A 25,049-nucleotide genomic window follows, 5' to 3' on the forward strand; every position below is an offset into this window, starting at 1 on the left:
TGCAGATTTTGGCGACCGTCGGATATCGCCGACGATGCAAGCGGGATTCAGAAGATGAATGTCCAGATCAAATCGCATGCCGACGTTGACGCAAAATTGCTCGATGGCAGGGCCGCCGTCGTGACCGGCTCAACCAGCGGGATCGGGCTTGGCATCGCCCGCGCGCTTGCCGCGGCTGGCGCAAACGTGATGCTGAATGGCTTCGGAGCCGCGGCCGAGATCGCGGGGACAAAGGATGCCATAGAAGCCGATCATGGCGTCAAGGTCGGCTATTCAGCGGCTGATATGACCTCGCCGGATGCAATCGCCGAGATGGTCACAGTAACGCTGGCTGAATTTGGCCGCCTCGACATTCTCGTCAACAATGCCGGTATTCAGCACGTCGCACCGCTCGAACAGTTTCCGGTCGAAAAATGGGATCAGATCCTTGCGATCAATCTATCGTCCGCGTTCCACACCACGCGGCTGGCACTGCCGGCGATGCGCAAACAAGGATTCGGCCGCATCATCAATGTGGCATCTGCGCATGGGCTGGTCGCCTCGCCGTTCAAGGGGGCCTATGTCGCCGCCAAACACGGCATGGTCGGTTTGACAAAGGTAGCGGCGCTCGAAATCGCCGAGGAAGGTATTACGTGCAACGCCATCTGCCCTGGTTATGTCTATACCCCGCTGGTCGAAGCCCAGATCGATGGACAAGCCAAGGCGCATGGGATCTCCCGGGATCAGGTGATCCGCGACGTGCTGCTGGCCCAGCAACCGAATAAACGCTTTGCGACCGTCGAGGAGATCGGTGCGCTGGCGGTTTTCCTGGCGAGCGAAGCAGCCGCGTCGATTACCGGAATTGCTTTGCCGGTCGATGGCGGTTGGACAGCGCATTGAGACGACGCTCGTAACAGAGCCGGGCGCGCTTGCGAATATTAGACCAGGCCGAAATGGGAGCACAACATGCAGGACAGAGCTTCGTCGCGAAATATCAAATCGCTGGCCAAGGATCTCCCCGGCCAGGTCGTTCTGGTGTTGCAAGGCGGCGGCGCCTTGGGCTCGTACCAGGCAGGTGTCTATCAAGCCTTGCACGAAGCAGGCATAGAGCCGGACTGGATCATCGGCACATCGATCGGCGCCATCAATGCCAGCCTCATCGCCGGCAATCCGGTCGAGAACCGGCTGTCACGCCTGAAAGAGTTCTGGAAGCGGATGGAGCAAAATCCGGTCTGGAACATCCGGACGGCCTTTCCCGACTTCAATGACCGGCTATCCTACTGGGCGACCATTACCCACGGAATTCCCGGCTTTTTTCGTCCAAATGCCCTTGCGCATGCGGGTGACAGCTACCCGCTGGGTGCCGAACGGGCCGGCTATTACTCGACCGCGCCACTGGAGCAGACCCTGTGTGAACTCGTCGACGTCAAGCTGCTCAATAGCTGTTCGCCGCGTCTGACGGTCGGGGCCGCCCACGTGCGGACCAGCCAGATGCGCTATTTCGATAGCCGCGACGGCGAACTCACCATCAGGCATATTATGGCCTCCGGCGCGTTGCCACCGGCCTTTCCCGCCGTCCGCATCGACGGCGAGCTCTATTGGGACGGCGGTATTCTGTCCAACACGCCGACTGAAGTCGTGTTCGATGACGATCCCCGCAAGAACTCGCTGATCTTCGCTGTCCATCTGTGGAATCCTGCAGGCCTGGAGCCGACCACGATGGCGGAGGTGCTGAATCGACACAAGGATGTCCAATATTCCAGCCGCATCATGAGCCACATCGCACGCCAGCAGCAGGCGCATCGGTTGCGTCACATCATCAACCAATTGGCCAAACGGCTGCCCGACAGCGAACGCAACACCCCAGAGGTGCGCGAACTGGTCGGTTACGGCTGTCAGACACGCATGCACGTCGTGCGTCTGCTTGCGCCAGAGCTTGATCGCGAAACCCACACCAAGGACATCGATTTCAGCCCACGCGGCATCATGCAGCGGTGGGACGCTGGTTACTCGCACACGAGAGCAGCCCTTGAACACGCGCCGTGGGTCGGCGAGTTTGATCCGCTGTCGGGCGTGATCCTGCATGAGCAGATGGAATTGATGCCGGTGGCGGCGGAATAAGGTGCGCTCCAGGAACAGGATTGCGTGATGGGAGAATTACTCGTCCGATCCGGCTTTCTCAGCGAAGAGGTCCTTGACGGCAAGAGGGACGTCACCCAGACACGCCGATCTCATCGCCCCGTGGACGAGCGAACCGACAGCCCACGAATAGGGCCTCTACTTGACCGTGGTCGGACTTATTTTCCGCCAGAACTCAGGATTGACCAGCGGGCCGGCAACGACGTCCTTCTTCGATATCGAATGCTGCCGCTTTCGAGCATAGCCAGCATCCAGTCGTCTGCCTGGTACCGGCGGTCGGCTATTTTGATTGAAGTGTCACGACAGGTGACCACGTGTCGTCAACACCCGACTGCTCGAGGAGCTTGCAGCGGTCGAGCATCAGTTCAGTTGGCCTGTCGTGAGGACGCAGGCGCAAGACAGCCTCGAAGCAGCATATAGCGCTGGCGAAGTCGCGCTTGCGATATTGAAGTAGTCCCTGTTCGTAATCGATGATCCAGGCCGGGTAAGCGTCGCCTGTAGCCGAACCGATCAGTTCATGCACAGCGAGGCCTTCTGTCTTGCCGTAGACGGCTATGCGATCGATCTCGCGTGTGATCATGGCCCCCTCAACGAGGCGCTTGGTCTCGGCGCCGATCAGAATTTGCGTCTCATAGCGCTTGTTGGCGCCTTCGAGGCGGCTCGCCACGTTCACGGCATCGCCAATCACGGTGTAGTTCAGCCGCAGTTCGGAGCCGACATTGCCAACCAGCATGCGGCCGGAATTGATGCCGATCCGGATTTGCAGGGGATGGCCCTGGTCATCCCTGACGCCCGCGGCCTCAATGCCCTGGCGGCAGACGAGTGCTGCACGGCAACAGAGCAGGGCATGTTCGGCCTGCGCTGTCGGCGCGCCCCAGAATGCCATCACAGCGTCGCCAATGAATTTGTCGATGGTGCCGCCGTGGGCGACGATGACTTCGGAGGCGACGTCGAGATATCGCGACAACAGCGGCACAACGCGATCCCCCATGCGCTCGGAAAGCCCGGTGAAGCCGGCCACATCGATAAACATTACCGTCAGCTCCTGGATCGAGCCGCCAGGCTTCGCCTCGATGCCCTGGCGAAGGAGCGACCGGACCAGATCGGCCGGAATGAATTTGCGGAAAGCAGACAAGCCCTGCGCCATCTCGGCTATCGCGCCCGAAAGGCTCGAAATCTCGGCGAGCCGCGACGGGTGGCGGCGCACCTGGTCCAGCGTAAAACTTTCCACATGTCGGATTTCGCCGACCACACGGGCGAGCGGTGCGGCGATCACCGACCGCGCCAACATCGCAGAGAACAGGGCGGCGAGCAGCGCACCGATGGCAAGACCGATGATGAGCCGTCGCAACGTGGTTTCGACCGGGCCAAGAAACTCAGCCTCAGGGATCACGGTCGCCAGGCACCAGCCGGTAAATGGTAGGGGCGTGAGCCCAACCTCATAGGCTGCGCCATCGAGGGTAAGCCGCCGCCGCCATGCTTCCTTGCGACCGTCCTCGCCGGCCAGTGTCCGAGCCATGCGCGCCAACGGCAACAGATCGATCCGGCTGTGCGCGGGATGCAGTTCGTCGGCGTTCTTGTCGGGAGCCGCGATCAATTCGTCGCCGGCACCGAGGATGAAAGCCGTTCCGGTGCGGCCGACCTCGAGCTGGGCGAGGAAACGGGAGAGCCTGGTGTACTCGATGATGATCGCAAGGACGCCCTGACGTTCCTGATAGACATCGATCGGCCCCGCGAAGGCGATCGATGGGCGCGGGCCGATCGGATGGTCGACGACCCCGAACCACTGCGGGCCATTGGCCTCCATGCCGATCTTGAACCAGTCCTGCATAGTGACGCTAAAGTCTGTGGGTTCGAAACGGCGGGATTCAAATTCGATGTCGCCGGGGATAACCTGATATTCGTCGATGCGGCGCTGGCCGACATGGTCGATCTTCGAGATCTCCATCATCTCGAGATGGCCGTCACCGAGCTTATGTGCGGCGAAGAAGGAACCGTCGGGCCACCCGAAGGCGACCCAGGAGATCGTCGCTTGCGACTGCAATTGTGATAGGAACACGAACTCGCGCTTGTCGGCCTCGCGGGTATCGAGCACGTTCTGCAGGAACAGCGTGCGCACGGCGGTGTGGGCGGCGCGCGCTTCATTGACGATCGCGGACACCTCCTTGCGAACGGCAGCGACGATCTGTTCGTTGATCGTCGAGGCGAGCTGCCGGCTGATCGATTCGGCCGTGCGCCACCAGAGCAGGCTCGAGGCTGCGGCGGTGAGCAGGATCGCCGTAAGGACCAGCGCCGAGACGGCAAGACGAATGCTGATCGTCAGCATCCTCGCCGAAGACGGTGACCGCGGTCGTTCGAGGGCGCTTGGGCGTTCAAAAGCGTTCATGTTGGCCTTCGCCGGCGGTCGGAGGGCTTGATGGCGATACGCTTGCGGCCGGCAGATTGTTACGTCTCGGAATTATGACAGGCGGAGCGTCGCCATCGCCAATGCTCGACCCGCCCGGTTTCCATAGCGACAAGGCATTGGAGGCTCCGGTCGATGTCGGCGTATTTGATTGGTACGCAGACGGCACAAGAGCCATTTGCGTGACACCCGCAGCGAAGTCACGGATTCGTGAGCTGCCAAAACCGTAATGGCAGCAGCGAACGGAACGAACCTGTCGATGCGCGCCCGACGCCTCAGGAGGCGACGCAAAATAACGATGTGGAGAGATCTATGAAGAATGTCATCAGCTCGCTTGTCCTTGCCGGCGCCGTTTCGACCGCGCTTGCAACCCTTGCCACCGCCGCTCCCCTCACCAAGGCCGAGGCGGATGCAGCGACCGCGGCCCACAAGGAGAAGTGCTTCGGCGTCGCGCTGAAGGGCCAGAACGATTGCGCGGCCGGCCCCGGCACGACCTGCCAGGGCACCTCGACGGTCGACTTTCAGGGCAATGCGTGGAAGTTCGTGCAGGGTGGCACCTGCACCAGCATCCAGCTTCCCAACGGGAAGGCCGGATCGCTCAAGCCGGTCTAGTCGCACCGCACGGCAGTCGTTCACGATCATAGGGAAAGCGGAGAGACGACATGAACGCTACGATCTCGCCCCGGTTGCCCGCAGCCGAGCCTCCCCGCTTTCCCGCGCTTGCCACGCATGGCCTGGCTGGTACCAGCTTCAAGCCTGAGCACCTTGCTGCGATCCTTGGCTCAGGACGGCAGCGTGGCTTTTTCGAGGTGCATGCAGAGAATTACATGGGCGCGGGCGGGCCGCCGCATCGCGCGCTGGAAGCCGTGCGCCGCGATCATCCGGTATCATTGCATGGTGTGTGCATGTCGATCGGCGGTGAACGGCCACTCGACAAGGCGCATCTGAAGCGCTTCCGCGATCTCGTCGAGCGCTACGAGCCCGCGCTGGTATCGGAACATCTTGCCTGGTCGACCCACGACACCGCCTACTTCAACGACCTGTTGCCACTGCCCTATACCGAAGCGACGCTCGCACGGGTCTGCGATCATATCGATCAAGTGCAAGACGCCATCTGGCAGCCGCTGCTGCTGGAAAATCCGTCGACCTATCTCGCATTCATCGAATCGTCGATGAGCGAGACCGAGTTCATCCGCTGCGTCGCGGAGCGCACCGGATGCGGACTGCTGCTCGACATCAACAATGTGTTTGTCTCGGCAAACAATCACGGCTTCTCCGCGCTCGACTATCTCTCCGACTTTCCGTTGTCACGCGTCGGCGAAATCCATCTCGCCGGTCATGCCGAGCAGCTCGACGATGAAGGCGACCTGCTCCTGATCGATAGCCATGACGGACCGGTCACGGACTCGGTGTGGAAGCTGTTCGAGATCGTCATCTCGCGCTGTGGTCCCGTCCCGACGCTGGTCGAATGGGACAGCAAAATTCCGGGCTGGCCAGTGCTGAAGGCCGAAGCGGCCGCGGCGCAAGCAATCCTCGACCGCCACCAGCGGGAGATGCGCTATGCTGCCGCTTGAGGAGGAGCTCTCGTCTTACGCGGCGCGCTTCGCGGCTGCGCTGATCGACCCCGGGCGCGCGACGCCCTCGCTCGTCACCGGGCCGAACGGAAAGGCGGCGGTCCGGCGCTACAATGTCTATCGCAACAACGTCACGGTCAGCCTGATCGATGCGCTTGCCGCGATCTACCCTGCGGTCCAGCGCATCACGGGCGTCGAGTTCTTCCGTGCCATGGCGCGTTTCCATGTCCGGGCCTCGCCGCCAACATCGCCGCTCTTGCTCGACTATGGCCGCGACTTTCCCGCGTTCATCGAAACTTACGAATATGCCTGTGCCATGCCCTGGCTAGCTGATGTCGCGCGGATCGAGCGGGCCTGGCTCGATGCCTATCATGCCGCCGATGCCGCGCCACTGTCACGGGATGTGCTCGCTCTGGTTCCGCCGGAGCGGCTGGCGGATGTGGTGTTCACCGCACATCCCGCAGCAGGAATCGTCCGCTCGCCTTTCGCGGCAGTGACGATCTTCGCCGCCAATCGCGGCGGAGAGATGCCGGGTCGGATCGACGCGGGAACGCCGGAGGATGCTCTGATCACCCGGCCCGAGATGGACGTCGTCGTGCGCCATCTTCCCGAGGGCGGCGCGGTGTTTCTGACAAACCTGATGTCGGGACAGCCGCTTGGCGACGCCGCAGCGTCGGCACTTCAGTCCTCGCCCGGCTTCGACATCGCGGCGAACATCGCGGGCATGATCGAGGCGGGCGCTTTCACATCAATCAATTTCGGAGAAGCATGATGGTCATCGATCAGCATTTTGGCGCCAGTGAACGCTACCGGCTGAGCCACCTCGCTGACAAGGCCGAGCACCTGATCCAGACAGTGGCCTTGCCGTCGCTGGTTCAATTCGTGATGCGCGTGGCGCTGGCGGTGCCATTCTGGAAATCCGGCATCCTGAAATGGACCGGCTTCCTCAAGCTGAGCGACACCGCGGTGACGCTGTTCACCGACGAGTTCATGCTGCACCTGCCAGGCGGGCCCTATCACTATCCGCTACCTGCGGTGATGGCATTCCTGTCCGGATGCGGCGAGATCACCTTTCCGGTGCTGCTGGTGCTCGGCCTTGGCACCCGCTTTGCCGCACTCGGGCTGTTGTTCATGACCATGATTGTCGAACTCACCGTGCCCGACGGCTGGCCGATCCACCTCACTTGGGCGGCGATGGCGCTCGGGATCATGGCTTGGGGACCGGGACGCATCTCGGCGGATCATCTGATACACGGATTCCCTCGGCAAGCGAACTGAGCACATCAAGCTTACGTCCTGTACGTCTTTGACTGTGGCGCGTCCGTCGGCTGGGATCTGGCTCTGACATATCCAGACCGTGTTGCCGGAATCATCAGCCGGAAACGCCTATGTCGACGGCCTAAGGAAGGAAGCTTGAACCTTCCATTACAGCGAACCGGGTCCAGTTCACGCATCGCTTCGCTCACGTGCACACAGACCGTTTTTGTCCGGCAGAACACCTGGGATAACGGCAGTCGCAGGCTTTCCTCTGCAGGTCCGAGTCCTGGCGGGCCCACCAAGACAAGTTGAGCCGTCACCATTTCAATAGGCGCGCGCGAAGTCCCCCTCCTGCTTGATGTCAGTGAATCCCGGAAAGCGCGCTTTCCATGGCGTGCCCTTCGCCGTCGTCAGCTTGTTGAGCCGCTCAAGCACGCCGAGGCCATCCTTGCGCAGGCTCGCCGAAACCGACGCAAGGTCCGGGAAATTCTTCAGGACAGCATCGAGCCAGATGGTGCGGCCCGCCAGGAAACCGCCCGCGCCCGCGGCATAGGCGAAGTCGAGGACGCGTTCGAATTTTTCCGGCGCGGCGCCACCCGACAGCAGGACCCAGGGAATGCTCCGCTCGCGGCAGATATCGCCGATCGCATCGAATTCCTTCTGCGCGGCCTTGGCTTCGGCGCTGCCGTCACGGGCCGGCAGGCTGTTGGCCGCGAGAGGGCTCTCAAGCTTCAGGAGATCGACGCCGTATTCGGGCCTGGCAAACTCGCGCACGCTATCGATGACGAGGCCCGGGAGCTTGCCGGGCGATTCCACATAATCGGCGGTGTGATTGGCGCTGCCAAGGAACGGATAGACCAGCAGTTCAAGAACATAGGGAACATCGTGGCGGGCGCACTCCTCGCCAATCTCGCGCACGAAGCGCTTCTGATGCTCGTTTACCGCGGCGTCCGCATCCGGCCGATACCAGGCCAGCACCTTGACGGCGTCGCCGCCCATGGCGCGAATTTTCTCCACACTCCAGTTGGCGATCGCGCGCGACTTGCGACCGCCCGCGGTCTCCTCGACGCGATGCTCCTCCAGCGTCATGATCAGGCCGCAGCGCGGCGGCAACAGATCGATCGCGGCGGGCACGGCAAAATTCGGGTCGAACAGCATCGAGCTGCAATGCGGCGCAAGGTTTTCGACGAGCAGCCGCTTGGCCGCCGTGACGTCGGAATATTCGACCTGATCCCGCGTGATTCCCTTCGCCTTCGCAATGGCATCGAACAGCGGCGGCCGCTGATCCAACGCGACCATGCGAAAGTGGCCTTCCGCATCAGCAAGGCGTCCCAGCCCGCGGTTCTTTCCAATCGTTCTCATGGCTTCGTCCTCATGAATGCAAGACAATCGTTGATGGAGGGGATTCCGTTGCGGCCACCGGCGTGGCGACATTTCATCGCTGCCGTGGCTGCAGAAAACGCCATGGCATTGCGCACATCGAGACCGACGCCGATCGCCAGTGCATAGGCGCCATGGAAGACGTCGCCGGCCCCTGTGGTATCGACGACATCGACGGCATAGGCGGCGTGCCGGTGCAGCTGGCCATTCTCGTACCAACTGACACCACCCTCGCCGCGTGTGACGGCGATGACACTGCAGCCGAAGCGCGCCAGTGCTGCGAGAGATTCGTCTTTGGCAGATCCGGCGAACGAACCGAGCGCGGGCTCGGAGAAGACCGCGTGGTCGGTCAGCGGCAGCAGTCGCTCGAATACCTCGGCATCAGCCATGTCGCCGTCGAGCACCGTCGGAATGCCGCGCGCACGCGCCTCGCGAAACAGCGTCGCGGCGCCCTCCACCCAGCGCGGATCGGCCAGCACCGAGGATGCGCGAGCGACGGCCTCAAGCGGAAGCCAATCGGCCGCTTCCGGAAAGAAACCACGGTAGTTCACGATCTGCCGCTCGCCTGACCTGTCGACAATGATCCCTGAGACCGATGAGCGGCCATCGGGAAACAGCCGAAAATTCTCGACGTCGACACCTTCGGCAGCAAAAGCCGACCGCATCTCGTGCCCGGCGGCATCGTCCCCTGCCCGCCCCCAGAACGCGACGGAGGCACCAAGCCGTGCGACCGCAACCGCGGCATTGGCGGCCATTCCGCCGCCAAGGGTACCGTAGTCGATGGCCTTTATCTTCTCGCTGTTGCCCGCAAAGAGCCGATCGACGCGCCAGACCTGATCGAGCGCGGATAGCCCAAGGCAGATCACCTGGACGCCCCTGGCTCCCGTCGCCACATCCGCGAGCGCCGCAAGAGCTGCTATGTTCGCCGATGCGCTCACCGCAAGACCTGCCCGTTCGCTGCATCGAACAAATGCGTTTTGCCCGGCTGCGGCCGCAAACTGAGGCGATCGCCGAGCTTTGGTCGCAACGCTGGATCGACCCTTGCGATCGCGGAGACGCCGGCGAGATCGAAATGGATCAGCGTATCCGAGCCGAGCGGCTCAACGAGCTTGACATTGATGGCGATGCCGTCCGCCGCATCGGTCGCGACGGCAAAATGTTCAGGACGAATGCCGAGCACGGCATTTCCCGCCTGCTGGAGGCGGCTTGCGGCCTCGCCGTCCAGCGGCGCCACCGTTGCGCCTTGTGAAAGGATCGCGCGCTCCTCACGCCATTCGACCGGGAAAAAGTTCATGGCCGGCGAGCCGATGAAGCCGGCGACGAACTGGTTGGCCGGCCGCTCGTAGACCGTCTCCGGCGTGTCGTATTGCTGGATCGTACCGTTCTGGAGCACCACGATCCGGTCGGCCATCGTCATGGCCTCGATCTGGTCATGGGTCACGAAGACCATGGTGGTCTTGAGCTCCTGCGATAGCGCCTTGATCTCGGCCCGCACCTGTCCGCGCAGTTTTGCGTCGAGGTTGGACAACGGCTCGTCGAACAGGAACGCCTTGGGATTGCGCACAATCGCACGGCCCATGGCGACGCGCTGGCGCTGCCCGCCGGAGAGCTCCTTCGGCTTACGATCGAGATAGGGCTCGATGTGCAGGAGCGCGGCGGCACGCTTCACGCGCGCGTCGATCTCCGCCTTCGGCGTTCCCCGCAACTCCAATGCGAACGACATATTGTCGTAGACGCGCATGTGCGGATAGAGCGCGTAGTCCTGGAACACCATCGCGATGTCGCGCTGTGCGGCTTGCACGCCGTTGACACGCTTGTCGCCTATGTAGAGGTCACCGGACGTGATCGGCTCGAGACCCGCGATGATTCGCAGCAGGGTCGACTTGCCACAGCCGGACGGCCCCACGAAGACGACGAATTCATGGTCCGCGATCTCCAGATTGAGATCGGGGATCACGGTGAAACTGCCGTAGCGCTTGACGAGGTTGCGGATCGAGATCGAGGCCATGATCGCTAATCCAGCGCCAATACCGGCTTGATCAGCTCGCCCCTGGCAAAGCGGGCGAAATTCTCAGGCAGGGCCGGCAGGCCGAACTCGCCGTCGACGAGGACGCGGTATTCGTCCTTGAACTTGCGCAGCAGCTCGATGTTCGGCTCGAAATCCGAGACCGGAAAGTAGAAGGTCCGGATCATGTAGAAGTCCTTGCGGCGGAACACCTTGCCCTCCTCGATGGTCCAGGGCGCGGCGTTCTCGCCGACCAGCACCAGCGCGCCGCGCGGCAGGACGAGCTCGATGCCGAGATTGCGCGCCGCATGCGCGCCGGAGCATTCCATGATGAGGGCGAAGCGCTTCGAGGTGTCGCCCACGGGATGCGCCTTCGCGCCGAAGGATTGCGCGATCTTCAGCCGCGTCGCATTGGGGTCGGCGACGTGGATGTCGTTGTAGCCGAGCGCGCGGAGCGCCAGCACAACGCCGAGACCGACTGGCCCGGCGCCCATGACAAGAACAGGTCCGGCCTCACCCGGCGGCACCACGCGGCTGACGAAGCGCACAGCGTGACCCGACGTCCCGATGGTGTCGAGCAGCAGCGGCGCGAGGCTGTCCTCGATGTCATCGGGCACCGGCAACAGGCAATTTTCCGGCACCGGCACGTATTCGGCGTAGCCGCCCGGCCGGTTCCAGCCAATCAGGCTCGAGACCTCCAGGCACATCTGGGTATCGCCGCACCTGCAGGCCGCGCAATGGTCGCAGTGGAGTGGAATATAGACGGCACAGCGGCGACCATGCAGCCGGTGACCGGGCTGCTCGACCACGCCGAAAATCTCATGGCCGGCGGTGAACTCGGCGCCCTTGTGCCAGAGCTTGAAGTCCGAACCGCACAGCGCGGTGCGCGAAACGCGCACGAGCACTTCACCTGTGCCGACGTCGGGCATTGCCACGCGCTCGATGGTGATGCGGTCGCCGCCGTGGAAGACCGCGGCCTGCATGATCGAATTCGGACGGGGTGATACGTTCATCAGATACCTAGCCTTTCACCGCACCGAGCGTCAGTCCGGACACCAGCCAGCGCTGAACCAGAGCAGCCAGCACCAGCGGCGGCAGCGCGATCAGCGTCGCCGCGGCCATGAGGGCGCCCCATTGCGTCGAGCCTTCGCCGATGAAGTTGAAGGCCGCCGCGATCAGCGTCTTGGTGTCGCCGTTGGAGAGCACCAGCGCAAACAGGAAGTAGTTCCATGAGAAGACGAAGGCGAGGATCGCCGAGACGGCGACGCCGGACGCCACCAGCGGCAGCGCGATGCGCCAGAGGATGCGCGTGACGCTGCATCCGTCGACCTGCGCCGCCTCGAAGACGCTGCGCGGGATGCCGTCGAAGGATGGCAGCAGCACCCAGATCACGATCGGCAGCGTGATGACCGCGTGGCTCAGGATCAGCGCGGTGTAGGAGCCGATCATCCCGACCTGCCGGAACATGACGTACCACGGCAGCAGGAACAGCGTGCCCGGCGCCATGCGCGCTGCGAGCGTCAGGATCGCCGGCCACGAGATCCGTGTCCAGGACACGGCGAAAGCGGCGGGGATGCCGAACAGCAGCCCGAGCGCGGTCGAGCCGACGGTGACGATGAGGCTGTTGAGCGCATAGCTGAGGAACGGCGTGGTCTTGGTCAACTCGACATAATTGTCGAGCGTCGGCGTGAAGATCAGCGTCGGCGGATAGGCCGTCACCTCGAACGACGGCTTGAACGAGGACAACACCATCCAGACCGTCGGCGCCATGATGAGCACGCCGGCGAGCACGAGCTGCACGGTGTTGAGCCAGCGGATCCAGCGGTCGGTGTTGGCGGCATCCGTCATGACATCACCACGCCACGACGCCGCGCAGGCGGTTGAAGGCGAGCACGGCGCCGAACACGATCGCCGTCAGCGTCAGCATCAGGGCGCTGGCATAGCCGATGTTGAAGAATTCGAAACCGACCCGGAAGCCGTAGATGTTGAGCGTGTTCGAGGCGTTGCCGGGGCCGCCCTGGGTCGTGATGTAGATGATGTCAAAGAAACGCAGGAGATCCACGCTGCGCAGGATGGCTGCGGTCACGATGGTCGGCAAGAGCAGCGGCAGCGTGATGCGCTGAAAGGTCTTGAACGGCGAAGCCCCGTCGATCTGCGCGGCCTCGTAGACGCTCGGCGGCAGCGATTGCAGGCCGCCCAGCACGATCAAGGCGACATATGGCGTCCACTGCCAGCTGTCGATCAGAGCGACGGTCGGGATAACCCAGGTCGGCGACGCCAGCCAGTCCGACGGCGGCAGGCCGAACGACTGCAGGATATAGTTGGCCGCGCCCAGCGAGGGATCGAGGATCACCAGCCACATCATGCCCGCCACCACCGGCGGCATCATGAAGGGGGAGATGAAAAGCGAGCGCACGATTCCCGGCAGGCGCTTGGCGTGAAACAACACCAGAGCCAGCCACACGCCAAAGACGAGCTGGAGCACTAACGACAGCACATAGAGCGCTATGGTGATCCAGAGCCCGTGCCAAAACTCGTAGTCGGAGATCAGCTTTGAGTAATTGGCGAGGCCCGCAAAGGACTGCTTGCCGGTCGAGGAGAATGTCTGGAAGCCGAGCCAGATCGTATAGATGACCGGAAACGCGATCATCGCGACCGTGAAGATCACGGCCGGCGCCGAGAGCGTTGCCATTTCCAGCTTCTGCCGGTCCTGCGTGAGTGTCGCAGCCGCGTCCGACATGCGTCCGTTTCCTTGAGAGTGAGGCGCCGGCAGGCGCAAGCCTGCCGGCATCAAGCGGTTACTTCTGGGCGATCAGCGCATCGAGCGCCTTGCCGGCATCAGCACAGGCCTGGTCGATCGGCTTCTGCTTCAAGATCAGATCCTGCACAGCCTGGCCGATGAACTCGCGCGATTCCGGGTTGGCGATGATGGGATAGCCGACCTCGGAGGAGCCCTTCGTGGCCAGCACATCGAGCGCAGCCTGCCATTCCTTGCGGACGGGTTCTTCGTCGATCCACTTGCGGTACTCAGGATCCTTGGCGACCGACGGCCGCGGCGGCGCAATGCCCTGAAGCGCCATTTTCTTCTGCACCTCGGGGCTGGTCGCCCACTGCACGAAGTACCAGGCCGCGTCCGGCTGTTTGCTGTGCGAAGACACCGCCATGCCCCAGCCGATCGTGGTCGGCACCTGGCCGGCCTCGCCCGCCGGGAACGGCAACAGGCCGGTGTCCTTCAGGCGCGCGCCGCCCTCCATCACCGTGCGCAACTCATTCGAGGATTCGAACGCCATCGCGGCGCGGCCGCTGCGGTAGAGCGCCGAAATCTGCTGGAAGCTGTAGTTGACCACACCCGGCGGACCGAAGTCGCGCAGCAGCCGGCTATAGGTGTCGAGTGCTTCCTTGCCCTTGGCCGAGCAGAGGTTCGACTTGCCGCCCGCGATGTAGCTGCCTCCGATGTTGTGCAGCATGTTGCTGAAGGTGTAGGCGACGGCGGGTTTGAGGCCGCGCGAGACAAAGGGCGTGACAGCGCTGTCGCAGGTCTTGATCTTCTCGGCCGCCGCCTCGACATCCTTGATGGTCTTCGGCGCCTCGATGCCGCACTTCTTGAAGATGTCGGTGCGGTAATAGAAGATCGGACCTTCGATGTTCATCGGCATGCTGGTCAGCTTGCCGCCGAAGGTCGCGGCCTTGAGCAGAGCCTGGCTCAACCCGGCCGGGTCGTATTCCTTGGCCACCTCGTTCTTGGCCATCGCAGTGAGATCGCCGTACCAGCCCGCCGCGGCGAACTGCTCGCCCTCGCGCGAAGGTAGCGTCATGAACACGTCAACCTCGTCGCTGTTCGCATTCATGACGGTGACCAGACGCTGGCGCATCTGTTGTTCCTGATAGCCGTCGACCTTCAGGGTCATGCCGGTCAGCTTCTCGAAATCGGCCTTGTAGGTCAGCAGCGCCTGCGCGACCGGATTGTTATTGGCGAGAAAGGTGACGGTCCTGCCCTTGAACTTCATCCAGTCGAAATCGGCCGCATGAGCCTGCGCGCTGACGACGACAATCGCGAGAACGGGCAACGCGACGTGGGTCGCGAGCATCCTGACCTTCATCGAACTCTCCTCCCGGCTGGCCGCCTTAAGCTGGCGGGCCATTTTGAACGCAACTTGAAAACGGTTACAATCTAGACCTCACATCGGTTGTGTCAAGCAATGGACAAACCGGATATTCTGCGGCAAATTTACAAGGTTACCGCTGCCATGCGGTTTGCCTCATCGAATGTAACGTTACATTGATGCGATTGACCAACGCCAAATCCGTGAAACAAGGCATCCGCGCCGTAGCAGCCCGTGCCGGCGTCTCAACGGCCTCGGTGTCGCGCGCGCTGAACAATCCCGATGCGGTAAGCCCTTCCCTGCGGGCGCGCATCGAACAGGCCATCGACGCGCTCGGCTACATCCCGCATGCGCCGGCGCGCATCCTGTCGTCACGGCGCTCGCGCACTCTCGGCGCCATCGTTCCGACCATCGACAACACGATGTTCGCGCGCGGCATCGCCTCGCTCCAGCAGTATCTCTCCTCGGTCGGATACATGCTGTTTCTCACCACGAGCGGCTATGATCTCGACGTCGAATTGCAGCAAGCGCGCAATTTGATCAGCCGCGGCGTCGATGGACTTGTGCTGCGCGGTGATTGCCATCACGAGGGACTGCGCAAGTTGCTTGCGGACAACGCGGTTCCCTTCATCAATGTCGGCATCTACCAGCCTGATCGACCCCACCCTTGCGTCGGAACCAACAACGAAGCGGCGGCCCACCGCGCCGCCGCCCACGTCATCGAGCTTGGCCACCGCCGCATCGGGATCGTCTCGGCGCTCCAGCGCAACAACGACCGCGCCAGCGCTCGCGTCGCCGGCTTTCGCCGCGCGCTCACCGAGAACGGCCTGGAGCTTCCTCCGCAATGGCATGTCGAGGTGCCCTACACGCTGGACGACGCGCGCGAAGCGGCCCGCTATCTCCTCAGCCTGAAGGATCGTCCGACCGCCGTCGTCTGCGGCAACGATGTGATCGCCTACGGCGTGTTGCTCGAGGCGGAGCGCGATGGATTTTCGGTGCCGCGCGACCTGTCGGTGGTCGGCTTCGACGATCTCGACTGGAGCCGCCATTTGCGGCCGAGCCTGACCACGATCCACGTACCGACCGGAGAAACCTGGCAGCGCGCCGGGGAGTATCTGGTGCGCAGCCTCGCCGGCGAGCAGACCATCATGCATCGCGAGATCGACTTCTCCCTGGTGGTCCGTGAATCGACGGCTCCCCCACTCAAATCCTGAAGCGAGACCCTCCAATGCGCTCAAACTTTTCTCTTGCGCCCGACTTCCATGCCGTGGTGATCGGCGGCGCCGGCGACATTGGCGCCGCAATCAGCAATCAGTTTTGCGACCTCGGCGCGACGGTGACCGCAACGGCGGCCAACGAGACCGATCTGGCGCGCACTTTGCTGAAATCGCGCGCCGGACTTACACTGGCGACGCTCGACGTCACGAACGACGACGCTGTCGCTTCTTTTGCCCGACAGCAAAAACGCGTCGACGCGCTGGTCAACTGCGCGGGAATCCTCGCTCGCGACAAGGAATACGAGATCGAGACCTTCATGAAAGTGCTCGACGTCAATCTCACGGGCACTTTTCGAACCTGCATGGCGTTCCGCCCGCTTCTCGCCGAGAGCAAGGGCGCGATCGTCAATCTTGCCTCGATGAATGCGACATTGGCGCTGCCGCGAATCCCGGCGTATTGCGCCAGCAAGGGCGGTGTCGTGATGCTGACCAAGGCGCTCGCCTTGGCATGGGCCGAGCAAGGCATCCGGGTCAATGCGGTTGCGCCCGGCTATATTGAAACGGCGATCAATGCGGCCGGCCGCACCGATCGCGCGCACTATCAGCGCATCGCCGACCGCACCGCGTTCAAGCGCTGGGGTCAGCCGGACGACATTGCGGGAGCCGTCGCATTCCTCTGCATGCCGGCATCACAATATGCTACCGGCACCGTCGTCGCGGTGGATGGCGGATTTCTTGCCGGATGAGCCAGGAAACCAACGGATACGGCCTGCATAATGTCGCCGGAAATGTTTGGGAATGGTACGAGGACCGCCTCGCACCGTCGGGAGTCCCCTTGAATCGCGAGCCTGCACCGAACCGCTCGACGCGCGGCGAATCCTACCTCGAGTCCTACGCCAGCCGCCACCGCTTCGCAGCGCGAAACCCGAACGCATCGGTCGGCTCGCCGGGCAAGACCGGCTTCCCTGTCGTGCGCACCGAGCAGCTGCGGGATCCGGCATAGGATGACGCTGGCGACAAATGCCGCGAAGCCGGCACCTGCTCCCGGCACCCGTCTGTTGCCGCAGTTCTTGCGCAATTTCGTACGCAATCGCGAGACCGGCCTCGTGCTGGTCGGCATTGTCGTCGGGTTGCTGAGCGGCGTCCTCGTTGCCGCGATCTCGGGCCTCAGCCAGGCTTCGCACGCGCTGCTGTTCGACATTCCCCTCGACGCACATCTGAGCGCCACCGGCGTAATTTCCTGGCAGCGCACGCTGCTGATCCCGGCAGTTGGCGGCGTGGTCCTGGCGCTGATCGGGCTGTACTTCGCGCGGCGCGTGAAGGGACAGCAGCTCGCTGACGCGATCGAAGCCAACGCGCTCTATGGCGGCCGGGTGTCCTTCCGCGGCAGCCTGCTGATCTCGATCCAGACGCTGCTGTCCAACGGGTTCGGTGGATCGGTCGGACTGGAAGCGGGATACACGCAGATCTGCTCGATGTTTGGCTCCCATGTCGGCCAGCGCCTCGCCGCCCGTCGCAACGATATGCGGCTGTTGGTGGCCTGCGGCGCGGCGGGGGCGATCAGCGCAGCATTTTCGGCTCCGCTGGCTGGCGCCTTCTATGCCTTCGAGGTCGTGCTGGGAGCCTACACCTCGGCCGCTCTCGTGCCCGTTATCGCCAGCGCCGTCACGGCCTGGCTGGTGGCGCGGGAGTTGACGCATCAGTCCTTTCTGATGGTGCCCGGCTTCCCATCGCCCGTGTCCGTCGAGATGATCGGACAGACCGTGCTGATCGGCATCATTTGCGCATTCATCAGCATCCTGGTCATGCTCGCGGTCGCATTTTCCGAACGCTGCTTTCAACGCGTCACGCTTTTCAGCGGCTTCGTGCGTCCGATCCTCGGCGGCCTGCTGCTCGGCGGCCTCGCTTTGCTGACGCCGACCGTGCTCGGCGCCGGCCATGGCGCAATGCAGATCCTGCTGGTCAGCAATCCGACCTGGCTCCTGCTCACGACGACCATCGTGCTCAAGATCCTGGCATCGGCCATCTCGCTCGGCTCCGGCTTTCGCGGCGGCCTGTTCTTCGCCTCGCTGCTGCTCGGCGCGCTGATTGGGCAGCTCTACAGCGTCGTGCTGACCGGCCCCTTCCCCACGCTCGCACTTCAGCCCGGCACCGCCGCCATCGCGGCTCTCGCCGCGCTCGGGACCGGCGTGCTGGGCGCACCGTTCAGCATGGTTTGTCTGGCACTCGAGATCACCGGCGATTTCTCCGTGACCGTGGGAGCGGTGGTCGCATCATCGGTCTGCGCGCTCATCGTCCGCGAGTTGTTCGGCTACAGTTTTGCGACATGGCGGTTCCATCTGCGCGGCGAGGTGATCCGCGGTCCGCAGGACATCGGCTGGGTCCGTCAGATGAGCGCGGCTTCCCTGATGCGCGCCGACTTCGAGAATGCACTGACGACCATGCCGATCGGCGAGGCGCAGAAGCTGTTCTCGCCGGCCCAGGTCCGGCAGGTCGTGCTGCGCGATCCGAACGGCAGCTATGCCGGCATCGTTGCGGCGGCGACGCTGCATTCTGTCACCAATCGGGACGACGATGCGCTCGGATCGCTGGCGCAGCAGCAGGATGAGTACCTGCTTCCGACCACGTCGGTTCGCGAGATCCTGAAAGCCTTTGAACGGAGCGAAGCCGACGTCCTCGCGGTCATTGACCGTGCCGACCATCGCGTCACGATTGGCACCTTAAGCGAATCCCATGTGCTGCGCACCTATGGGGAAGAGCTCGAACGCCGGAACCAGGAGCTGTTTTCGCGGTGAACCTTGCGCGCTATGGCCTTAGATCCATATCGATCCGCACAAAATCGCCGCGATAGGTGACTTCACCGAGATAGATCACGGTGCGATCGCTCGCCGTGAAGACACGGCGGACTTCGGCAACCGGCGAGTTCAGAGGTACGCGCAGCAGCCGCGCCGCCTCGATATCCGCGGTTCCGATGGTCAATGTCTGTCGGGCGCTGGCAATCGCCGGATCCCTGAGATCGTTGAGGATCGGGATCACCGTCTCGTTGCGAAAGCGCTTGGGAGACCTGCGAAAGATCTTCTCATCGAGATAGATGGAAATGACGCAGTAAGGCTGCTTCTGGCGCGAGTGCAGACGGCGCATGAAGACATATTTCTCGGCCGGCTTGCCGTCTTCGGGAAGCAACGGCGCATCGCTCCGGCTTTCCGAGATGTTGATGATTTCCGGCGAGGTGTCGCGGTACATGTCCGCGAGGTCGGACAGGGTGGTCTCGACCTTGAGCCAGCGGTCCTGTCGTACAGTCCCGGTGACGAAGGTGCCGCGGCCCTGCTGCGCCTCGATGACACCGTCGCGGGCGAGCAGTTCGACGGCCTGCCTGATGGTGACGCGCGAGACGCCGAACTCGGCCGCCAGATCCTCGTTGGCCGGCAGGCGAAAACCTTGACTCCAGACACCGCGCGCAATCCGCTGGCGAAAGATATCGGCAATCTGCGCGTATTTGGGGACGTGACTGTCGGAACTCAATTCCATCTCGCCCTCCGGAAATCAAGCGGCCCAATCACGGCATGACAAGGGCTGCACCGCGTTCCCCGATCATCAGGCTGGTCGCGTTGGTGTTGGCCGAGGTGATCTGCGGCATCACCGAGGCGTCGATCACGCGCAGCCGCTCAACGCCGCGCACCCGCAGCTGCGGATCGAGCACTGCCCGCTCGTCGCTGCCCATGCGGCAGGTGCCGACGCAATGAAACACCGTGCCGCCGGTGTTGCGCGCGAAATCCCACAGCCCGGCATCGTTGCTTGCGGCCTCGCCCGGCACCATTTCGACGTCCCAGAGCGGGCGGAACGCCTTTTGCTGATAGATCTCGCGCAAGATCTTCAGGCCGGCAACAATGGTCTTGCGGTCGATCTCCTCGGCGAAATAATTGGGCGCGATGAGCGGCTGCTCGAACGGATCGGCCGAACGGATCGCAAGCTGTCCGCGCGACCGGCCGTGGCATTGCCAGACCGAGGCCGTGAAGCCGGAATAGCTGTGGAGGGGTTCGCCGGGCTTGTCGACGGAGAGCGGCATCACGTTGAACTGCACGTCCGGACGGCCGCCGACCGCATATTCGGTACAGGCCGCTCCGCCCACCTGTCCCGCCCCCACCGTCAACGGCCCCCGCCCGACCAGCATCCACTGCAACCCCATCTTCGCGAGCGCGACGGGATGACGGACCTGGTCATTGAGCGAGATCCGCTCCTTCAGGCGCACGATCAGCCGCGCCTGGTAGTGATCCTGCAGATTGGAGCCGACTTCGGGCGAGTCGGTGACCACGGCAATGCCGTGCTTGCGAAGCAGGTCGGCCGGACCGATCCCGGAAAGCTGGAGGATCTGCGGCGATTGCAGCGCGCCGCCGGACAGGATGACCTCGCGATCGGCTGTCGCGCGATGAACCTGCCCCCTGCTGATCCACTCGACGCCGGTCGCGACGCGGCCGTTGAAACTGACTTTGCTGACCTGCGCGTGCGTGATGATGGTGAGGTTGCGCCGGTCGGCAATCGGTCGAAGAAAGGCGGATGCCGAGCTGGTCCGCCAATGCCGCCCGATGCCAAGCTGATAGGAACCGACGCCAAGCGTCGTCGCGCCGTTGAAGTCGGGATTGCGCGGCAGGCCGAACTGCACGCCCGCCTCTACCCAGGCACTCGACGCCGGATTGTCGTTCCGGAGGTCGGAGACCTCAAACTCACCGAGGCCGCCGTGAAACTGGCTCTCGCCGCCGCGGTAGCGCTCGTAGCGCCGGAAATAGGGCAGGACGTCGCGATAGCTCCAGCCGTCGGCGCCAAGACGTTCCCAGTCGTCAAAATCCTCGTGCTGGCCGCGGATGAAGATCAGGCCGTTGATCGACGACGATCCGCCGAGCACGCGGCCGCGCGGCCAGACGATGGCGCGGCCGCCGCTTCCTTCCGACGGCTCGGTCTTGAACAGGCGCGAGAAGCGCTCGTTGTAGATGGTCCGGTAATACCCGACCGGCAGCTTGAGCCAGAAATTCCGGTCCGATCCGCCGGCTTCGAGCAGCAACACGCGGCAGGCAGGATCGGCTGACAGTCTGTTTGCGACCAAACAGCCCGCCGACCCCGCACCGACGATGATGTAATCGTAGCCAAGCCCCGACATCACGCGGTCCGGTATTGTTCGATCGAGGCAAGATCGGGCGCGATGCCGAGACCTGCCTCGTCGCCGAGCTCGATCATTCCATCGCTGACGTGAAGCACGGGGCCGCAGAATTGATCCCGCAGCGGGTTCTCATTGCTGTCGACCTCCAGCAGTCCCTCGCCGCCGACGCCCGCCAGAAGATGCGCCGACGCCAACAGGCCGATGCCGCCGCCGAGATAGTGCGGACAGAACATCTTGCCTGACGTCAGGATGTCGCGGGCGATGCCGGCGCAAGCCGAAAGCCCGCCCCACTTGGCGATGTCAGGCTGGACGACACCGAGAACCGGCTCGCTCAGCACCTCGGCAAAGCCAGCGTGGCTCGCGATGTTCTCACCGGCCGCGAGCGGAAAACGGATCGTCTCGTGTAGCTGCCTCCATTCCTGCCGCGGACGGTCCGCGCGGATGGGCTCCTCGAGCCAGGCAAGGCCGAACGGCTCGAGCTGCGGCGCACGCTCGAGCGCCTGCGCGATGGTCCAACCCTGGTTGACATCGGCCGCAAGCATGCCATCGCCGACGAGGCGGCGCAGCGCGGCGAGATTAGCCCGGTCGCCTGCCGGATCGAAGCCGATCTTCAGCTTCAAGGCGCGGTAGCCGCGGCCGAGCGCTGCTTCCGCCGCTTGCTCCGATCCGACTGGATTGATGCCGCTGGCATAGACCTTGATCCGGCTCCGCGATCCGCCGAGCAGTTTCCACAACGCTACGTTCCGGCGGCGCGCATGGAGATCCCAGACGGCGAGATCGATGCCGGCGATCGACTGCGCGAATGGGCCCGCTTCGCCGGATTGCAACGCGAGCACCGAAGTCCCCTGCGTCAGCCGCTCGAATGCGGCACCAGGTTCGCTTGCCCTGAATCCGACAAGCGCCGGTGCCAAGACCTCGTTGACCAGCCGAACACGATGCTCGGCGCCCGGCGCGGGAAAGTTGCACCAGACCTCGCCCCAGCCCACGTAACCGTCCGTGTCCTCGACCCGAACGAACACGGCAGGCCGGTCCCCCATCCGCCCGAACGAGGTGATGACCGGTATCGTCAGAGGATAGCGAAAGCCAAAGGCCTGGACGCTCCGGATGGTGAAAGGCGGCGATGTCATGCGCGGAAAAGCCTGCGGCGCCTACGACCAAAGCGGCGCTTGTATGGTCATCCTATTTATAATATGACTTGGGCAAACATCAACTGCAATCTGGGTGGACGCGTCGAATGGACGGAGCTGGCGTGAGACGCTTTGGTCTCGGGTTGATACCGTGGGTCGGTGCGATCCTGCTCTGGTATGCCGTGCGCTGGAGCGGCTTCGTCAACACATCGCTGATCCCCGCCCCGCACCAGGTCGCCGCGAAGTTCGTCGAGCTTCTCACCAAGGAAGGCCTCCTGATCGACATCTTCGCCTCGACCAGGCGCGTCTTCTTCGGCGTCTCGCTTGGAATTCTCGTCGCGGTGCCCGTCGGCTTTCTGCTCGGATGGTATCGCCCGGCCCGCACCTTCGCCGACCCCATGATCAACTTCTTCCGCGCGCTGCCGCCGATCGCGCTGATCCCGCTCGTCATCGTCTATTTCGGCGTGGACGAGCTCGCAAAGCTCGTCATCCTGTTCTACGCCTCGTTCTTCTCCGGCGTGATCGTCATGTATGAGGGGGTCTCTCAGATCACGCCGCTCTATATCCGCGTGGCGCAGACGCTCGGCGCCAATCAAACGGAAATCTTTCGCAAGGTGATCATTCCCCTCACCGTTCCGCACATCCTCACCGCGCTGCGGGTCGCGCTTGGGGTAGCCTGGGCGACGCTGGTGGCATCCGAACTGATCGCCGCCCAGCGTGGGCTTGGCGCCATGATCCAGAATGCATCGACCTATTTCCTGCTCGACGTCATCTATGTCGGCATCATCTGCATCGGCCTGATCGCGCTGATCATGGACATGATCCTGCGCAAAATCACGGCCCGGTTGCTGGTCTGGCAGGATCGGGCCATCGCATGACCACGCGCGCGCAGTTCGACAAGGTTTCGCTTGCCTTCGAGACCCCGAAGGGACGCCTCAACGTCGTCGAGGATGTCAGCTACGATATCAACGATGGCGATTTCATCGCGGTGATCGGCCCGTCAGGCTGCGGCAAGACCACGATGATGAGCATGCTCGCCGGCTTCCAGAAGCCGACGACCGGAAGCGTGTTGTTCGACGGACAGCCCGTCGCTGGTCCCGGTCCCGAGCGCGGCGTCATCTTCCAGGAATATGGCGTCTTCCCGTGGCTGACGGTGAAACAGAACATCGCTTTCGGCCTGACGCTCCGGGCCAATCACGTTGCGGCCGGTGAGCGCGATTTGATCTGCGATCACTATCTCGGCCTAATGGGGCTGTCCGACTTCGCCAACTCCTATCCGAAGCATTTGTCCGGCGGCATGCGTCAGCGGCTCGCGATCGCGCGGGCTTACGCGGTCAAGCCGCAGTTCCTGCTGATGGACGAGCCGTTCGGTGCGCTCGACGCCCAGACCCGTTCCAACATGCAGAACCTGCTGCTCAAGGTGCTCCAGACCGAAGGCAAGACGGTCATGCTGATCACCCACTCCGTGGAGGAGGCGATCTATCTCGCGTCCCGTATCGTGGTGGTAACCGCGCGGCCGGCGCGGATCAGGCAGATCATCGACGTGCCGTTCGCCTATCCGCGCGATGAATCGATCCAGGAACGGCCCGAATTCGGCGAGCTGCGAAGCTATATCAAGCATCTGGTGATGGACGAGTATCGCGCCCAGCAGGCGCAGATGCGTCCGGTCTCATTCTCGGAATAACAACACAGCGGAGGACGACCTATGGATCGGCGACAATTTCTGACCACGACGGCCGGGCTTGCCCTGGGGTCCTTCACCGCCGCAGCCCCTGCGATTGCGCAGGCAAAAACAAAAGTTCGGGTCGGCTATCTGCACACCGTTGCCGTCGACGGCCAGATCTGGACCGGCATGGACCGCGGCTCCTTCGAAAAGCAGGGACTGGATCTCGAGCTGCGGCAGTTCAATACCGGCCTCGAAATCTTCCAGGCGCTGATCGGCGGCAGCCTCGACGTGCTGGCGACGGGCGCCGTGCTCTCGAACTTCCCCGCCCGCGGCCAGGGCAAGGTCTTCCTCATCAACGACATCGAGGTCGCGACCGCACAGCTCTGGGTGCGCGGCGATCAGGGCATCAAGTCATTCGAGGATCTGAAGGGCAAGCGGATCGCAACCGCGACCGGCACCACCGCGCATGTGTTCCTGGACACCGCGCTGCGCGCGAACAAGGTCGATCCCAAACAGGTCGAACTCGTCAACCAGACCATGCCGGCCGCCGTAACCGCGTTCATTTCAGGCGCGGTGCCTGCCGTCGCGCTCTGGGTGCCTTTCAACGTGACGGTTCGCGACAAGGTGCCGGGCGCGGTCAAGCTCGCCGACGCCTCAGCCTATTATCCGAAGGCCGCGATCATCGGCGGCTGGGCGGCGGCCAACGATTATTACGAGCCCAACAAGGAAACGCTGGCGAAGCTGATCCGTGGCTGGGCCGATGCCAATGACTACATCATCGCGAACAGCACCGAAGCGATGGAAAAGCTGCAGAAGGGCCATTACAGCCAGACGCCGATGGCCGACATCGACGAATCGTTCAAGGCGCAGAAGATGTTCTCGTCGCGGGACTGGAAGCGGATGTATTCCGACGGCACGGTCACCAACTGGCTGCAGCAATCGACCGACTTCTTCATGGCCAATGCCGGCATCAAGGACTTTACGCCGGCAAGCAAATATTTCGATCCGAGCCTGTATCTGAAAACGATTGCGTGACTCACCTGGAC

24 protein-coding genes are annotated in these 25,049 nt (G+C 63.2%); 13 read left to right on the plus strand and 11 right to left on the minus strand.

All coding sequences use genetic code 11. From position 1 onward, the window contains the following. The first annotated feature begins 54 nt into the window (after positions 1 to 54). Both QA639_RS32425 and QA639_RS32430 read left to right on the plus strand, forming a co-directional pair. The gene (locus QA639_RS32425) at positions 55 to 879 is read left to right on the plus strand and encodes a 3-hydroxybutyrate dehydrogenase (protein WP_157345523.1); all 825 of its coding nucleotides are present in this window, start codon (positions 55 to 57) and stop codon (positions 877 to 879) included. 66 nt (positions 880 to 945) lie between these two features. Next, positions 946 to 2,100, plus strand: a complete 1,155-nt coding sequence (locus tag QA639_RS32430; RefSeq protein WP_283088045.1) for a patatin-like phospholipase family protein — start codon at positions 946 to 948, stop codon at positions 2,098 to 2,100. Positions 2,101 to 2,398: 298 nt separating this feature from the next. Here QA639_RS32430 and QA639_RS32435 read toward each other — a convergent pair whose 3' ends face one another. Next, entirely contained in the window at positions 2,399 to 4,444 is a 2,046-nt protein-coding gene (locus QA639_RS32435) for an adenylate/guanylate cyclase domain-containing protein (RefSeq protein ID WP_283088046.1), read from the minus strand. Positions 4,445 to 4,834: 390 nt separating this feature from the next. On the opposite strand from QA639_RS32435, the gene QA639_RS32440 reads away from it, so the two are divergent. From QA639_RS32440 to QA639_RS32455, 4 genes are read left to right on the plus strand one after another with little or no spacing between them, the layout of a single operon-like run. Further along, a complete protein-coding gene (locus tag QA639_RS32440; RefSeq protein WP_283088047.1) occupies positions 4,835 to 5,134 on the plus strand; it encodes a BufA1 family periplasmic bufferin-type metallophore in 300 nt (99 codons plus the stop codon). 50 nt (positions 5,135 to 5,184) lie between these two features. Further along, positions 5,185 to 6,096 (plus strand): MNIO family bufferin maturase, encoded by a 912-nt coding sequence (bufB, locus tag QA639_RS32445; RefSeq protein WP_283088048.1) that lies wholly within the window; start codon positions 5,185 to 5,187, stop codon positions 6,094 to 6,096. Next, entirely contained in the window at positions 6,083 to 6,868 is a 786-nt protein-coding gene (locus tag QA639_RS32450) for an HvfC/BufC N-terminal domain-containing protein (RefSeq protein ID WP_283088049.1), read from the plus strand. The genes bufB and QA639_RS32450 overlap by 14 nt, the downstream gene beginning before the upstream one ends. Further along, positions 6,868 to 7,374, plus strand: a complete 507-nt coding sequence (locus QA639_RS32455) for a DoxX family protein (RefSeq protein ID WP_428841195.1) — start codon at positions 6,868 to 6,870, stop codon at positions 7,372 to 7,374. The genes QA639_RS32450 and QA639_RS32455 overlap by 1 nt, the downstream gene beginning before the upstream one ends. Before the next feature lie 303 nt (positions 7,375 to 7,677). Here the strand turns inward: QA639_RS32455 and QA639_RS32460 are convergent, their stop codons facing one another. The 7 genes from QA639_RS32460 to QA639_RS32490 are packed head-to-tail and all read right to left on the minus strand — an operon-like array spanning position 7,678 to position 14,838. Then, the gene (locus QA639_RS32460) at positions 7,678 to 8,715 is read right to left on the minus strand and encodes a tagatose 1,6-diphosphate aldolase (RefSeq protein WP_028335648.1); all 1,038 of its coding nucleotides are present in this window, start codon (positions 8,713 to 8,715) and stop codon (positions 7,678 to 7,680) included. After that, complete coding sequence (locus QA639_RS32465) at positions 8,712 to 9,671, minus strand: sugar kinase (RefSeq protein WP_028335649.1); 960 nt, start codon at positions 9,669 to 9,671, stop codon at positions 8,712 to 8,714. Before QA639_RS32465 ends, QA639_RS32460 begins: the two co-directional genes overlap by 4 nt. Then, positions 9,668 to 10,741, minus strand: a complete 1,074-nt coding sequence (locus tag QA639_RS32470; protein ID WP_157345534.1) for an ABC transporter ATP-binding protein — start codon at positions 10,739 to 10,741, stop codon at positions 9,668 to 9,670. The genes QA639_RS32465 and QA639_RS32470 overlap by 4 nt, the downstream gene beginning before the upstream one ends. A 5-nt stretch (positions 10,742 to 10,746) precedes the next feature. After that, the gene (locus QA639_RS32475) at positions 10,747 to 11,751 is read right to left on the minus strand and encodes a zinc-dependent alcohol dehydrogenase family protein (RefSeq protein ID WP_157345536.1); all 1,005 of its coding nucleotides are present in this window, start codon (positions 11,749 to 11,751) and stop codon (positions 10,747 to 10,749) included. A 7-nt stretch (positions 11,752 to 11,758) separates the two neighbouring features. After that, positions 11,759 to 12,586, minus strand: a complete 828-nt coding sequence (locus tag QA639_RS32480; protein WP_028335651.1) for a carbohydrate ABC transporter permease — start codon at positions 12,584 to 12,586, stop codon at positions 11,759 to 11,761. 4 nt (positions 12,587 to 12,590) lie between these two features. Next, positions 12,591 to 13,478 (minus strand): carbohydrate ABC transporter permease, encoded by an 888-nt coding sequence (locus tag QA639_RS32485; protein ID WP_157345538.1) that lies wholly within the window; start codon positions 13,476 to 13,478, stop codon positions 12,591 to 12,593. Positions 13,479 to 13,536: 58 nt separating this feature from the next. Further along, a complete protein-coding gene (locus tag QA639_RS32490) occupies positions 13,537 to 14,838 on the minus strand; it encodes an ABC transporter substrate-binding protein (RefSeq protein ID WP_283088051.1) in 1,302 nt (433 codons plus the stop codon). Between the two features lie 182 nt (positions 14,839 to 15,020). Between QA639_RS32490 and QA639_RS32495 the strand changes: the two genes are divergently transcribed. The 4 genes from QA639_RS32495 to QA639_RS32510 are packed head-to-tail and all read left to right on the plus strand — an operon-like array spanning position 15,021 to position 18,853. Beyond that, positions 15,021 to 16,055, plus strand: a complete 1,035-nt coding sequence (locus tag QA639_RS32495; RefSeq protein ID WP_050383687.1) for a LacI family DNA-binding transcriptional regulator — start codon at positions 15,021 to 15,023, stop codon at positions 16,053 to 16,055. Between the two features lie 14 nt (positions 16,056 to 16,069). After that, complete coding sequence (locus tag QA639_RS32500) at positions 16,070 to 16,804, plus strand: SDR family NAD(P)-dependent oxidoreductase (protein ID WP_157345543.1); 735 nt, start codon at positions 16,070 to 16,072, stop codon at positions 16,802 to 16,804. Further along, on the plus strand, positions 16,801 to 17,061 hold the full coding sequence (locus QA639_RS32505) for an SUMF1/EgtB/PvdO family nonheme iron enzyme (RefSeq protein WP_157345545.1): 261 nt from the start codon (positions 16,801 to 16,803) through the stop codon (positions 17,059 to 17,061). The genes QA639_RS32500 and QA639_RS32505 overlap by 4 nt, the downstream gene beginning before the upstream one ends. Position 17,062: 1 nt before the next feature. After that, positions 17,063 to 18,853, plus strand: coding sequence for a chloride channel protein (locus QA639_RS32510; RefSeq protein ID WP_157345547.1), 1,791 nt, complete (start codon positions 17,063 to 17,065; stop codon positions 18,851 to 18,853). 10 nt (positions 18,854 to 18,863) lie between these two features. Here QA639_RS32510 and QA639_RS32515 read toward each other — a convergent pair whose 3' ends face one another. Genes QA639_RS32515 through QA639_RS32525 form a run of 3 tightly spaced genes read right to left on the minus strand, consistent with a single transcriptional unit; the run spans position 18,864 to position 22,337 of the window. Next, the gene (locus tag QA639_RS32515; RefSeq protein WP_028335658.1) at positions 18,864 to 19,586 is read right to left on the minus strand and encodes a GntR family transcriptional regulator; all 723 of its coding nucleotides are present in this window, start codon (positions 19,584 to 19,586) and stop codon (positions 18,864 to 18,866) included. A 28-nt stretch (positions 19,587 to 19,614) separates the two neighbouring features. Then, positions 19,615 to 21,210, minus strand: coding sequence for a GMC family oxidoreductase (locus QA639_RS32520; protein ID WP_283088053.1), 1,596 nt, complete (start codon positions 21,208 to 21,210; stop codon positions 19,615 to 19,617). Beyond that, the gene (locus QA639_RS32525) at positions 21,210 to 22,337 is read right to left on the minus strand and encodes a mandelate racemase/muconate lactonizing enzyme family protein (RefSeq protein WP_157347714.1); all 1,128 of its coding nucleotides are present in this window, start codon (positions 22,335 to 22,337) and stop codon (positions 21,210 to 21,212) included. Before QA639_RS32525 ends, QA639_RS32520 begins: the two co-directional genes overlap by 1 nt. Positions 22,338 to 22,459: 122 nt before the next feature. On the opposite strand from QA639_RS32525, the gene QA639_RS32530 reads away from it, so the two are divergent. Genes QA639_RS32530 through QA639_RS32540 form a run of 3 tightly spaced genes read left to right on the plus strand, consistent with a single transcriptional unit; the run spans position 22,460 to position 25,038 of the window. After that, positions 22,460 to 23,215, plus strand: coding sequence for an ABC transporter permease (locus tag QA639_RS32530; RefSeq protein ID WP_410712095.1), 756 nt, complete (start codon positions 22,460 to 22,462; stop codon positions 23,213 to 23,215). Beyond that, positions 23,212 to 24,021, plus strand: a complete 810-nt coding sequence (locus tag QA639_RS32535) for an ABC transporter ATP-binding protein (protein WP_050383694.1) — start codon at positions 23,212 to 23,214, stop codon at positions 24,019 to 24,021. The genes QA639_RS32530 and QA639_RS32535 overlap by 4 nt, the downstream gene beginning before the upstream one ends. 21 nt (positions 24,022 to 24,042) lie before the next feature. Then, a complete protein-coding gene (locus QA639_RS32540) occupies positions 24,043 to 25,038 on the plus strand; it encodes an ABC transporter substrate-binding protein (RefSeq protein WP_028335663.1) in 996 nt (331 codons plus the stop codon). Positions 25,039 to 25,049: the final 11 nt, after the last annotated feature.

This window comes from Bradyrhizobium pachyrhizi, from assembly GCF_029714545.1.
In the GTDB taxonomy this organism is placed as follows: Bacteria; Pseudomonadota; Alphaproteobacteria; order Rhizobiales; family Xanthobacteraceae; genus Bradyrhizobium; species Bradyrhizobium pachyrhizi.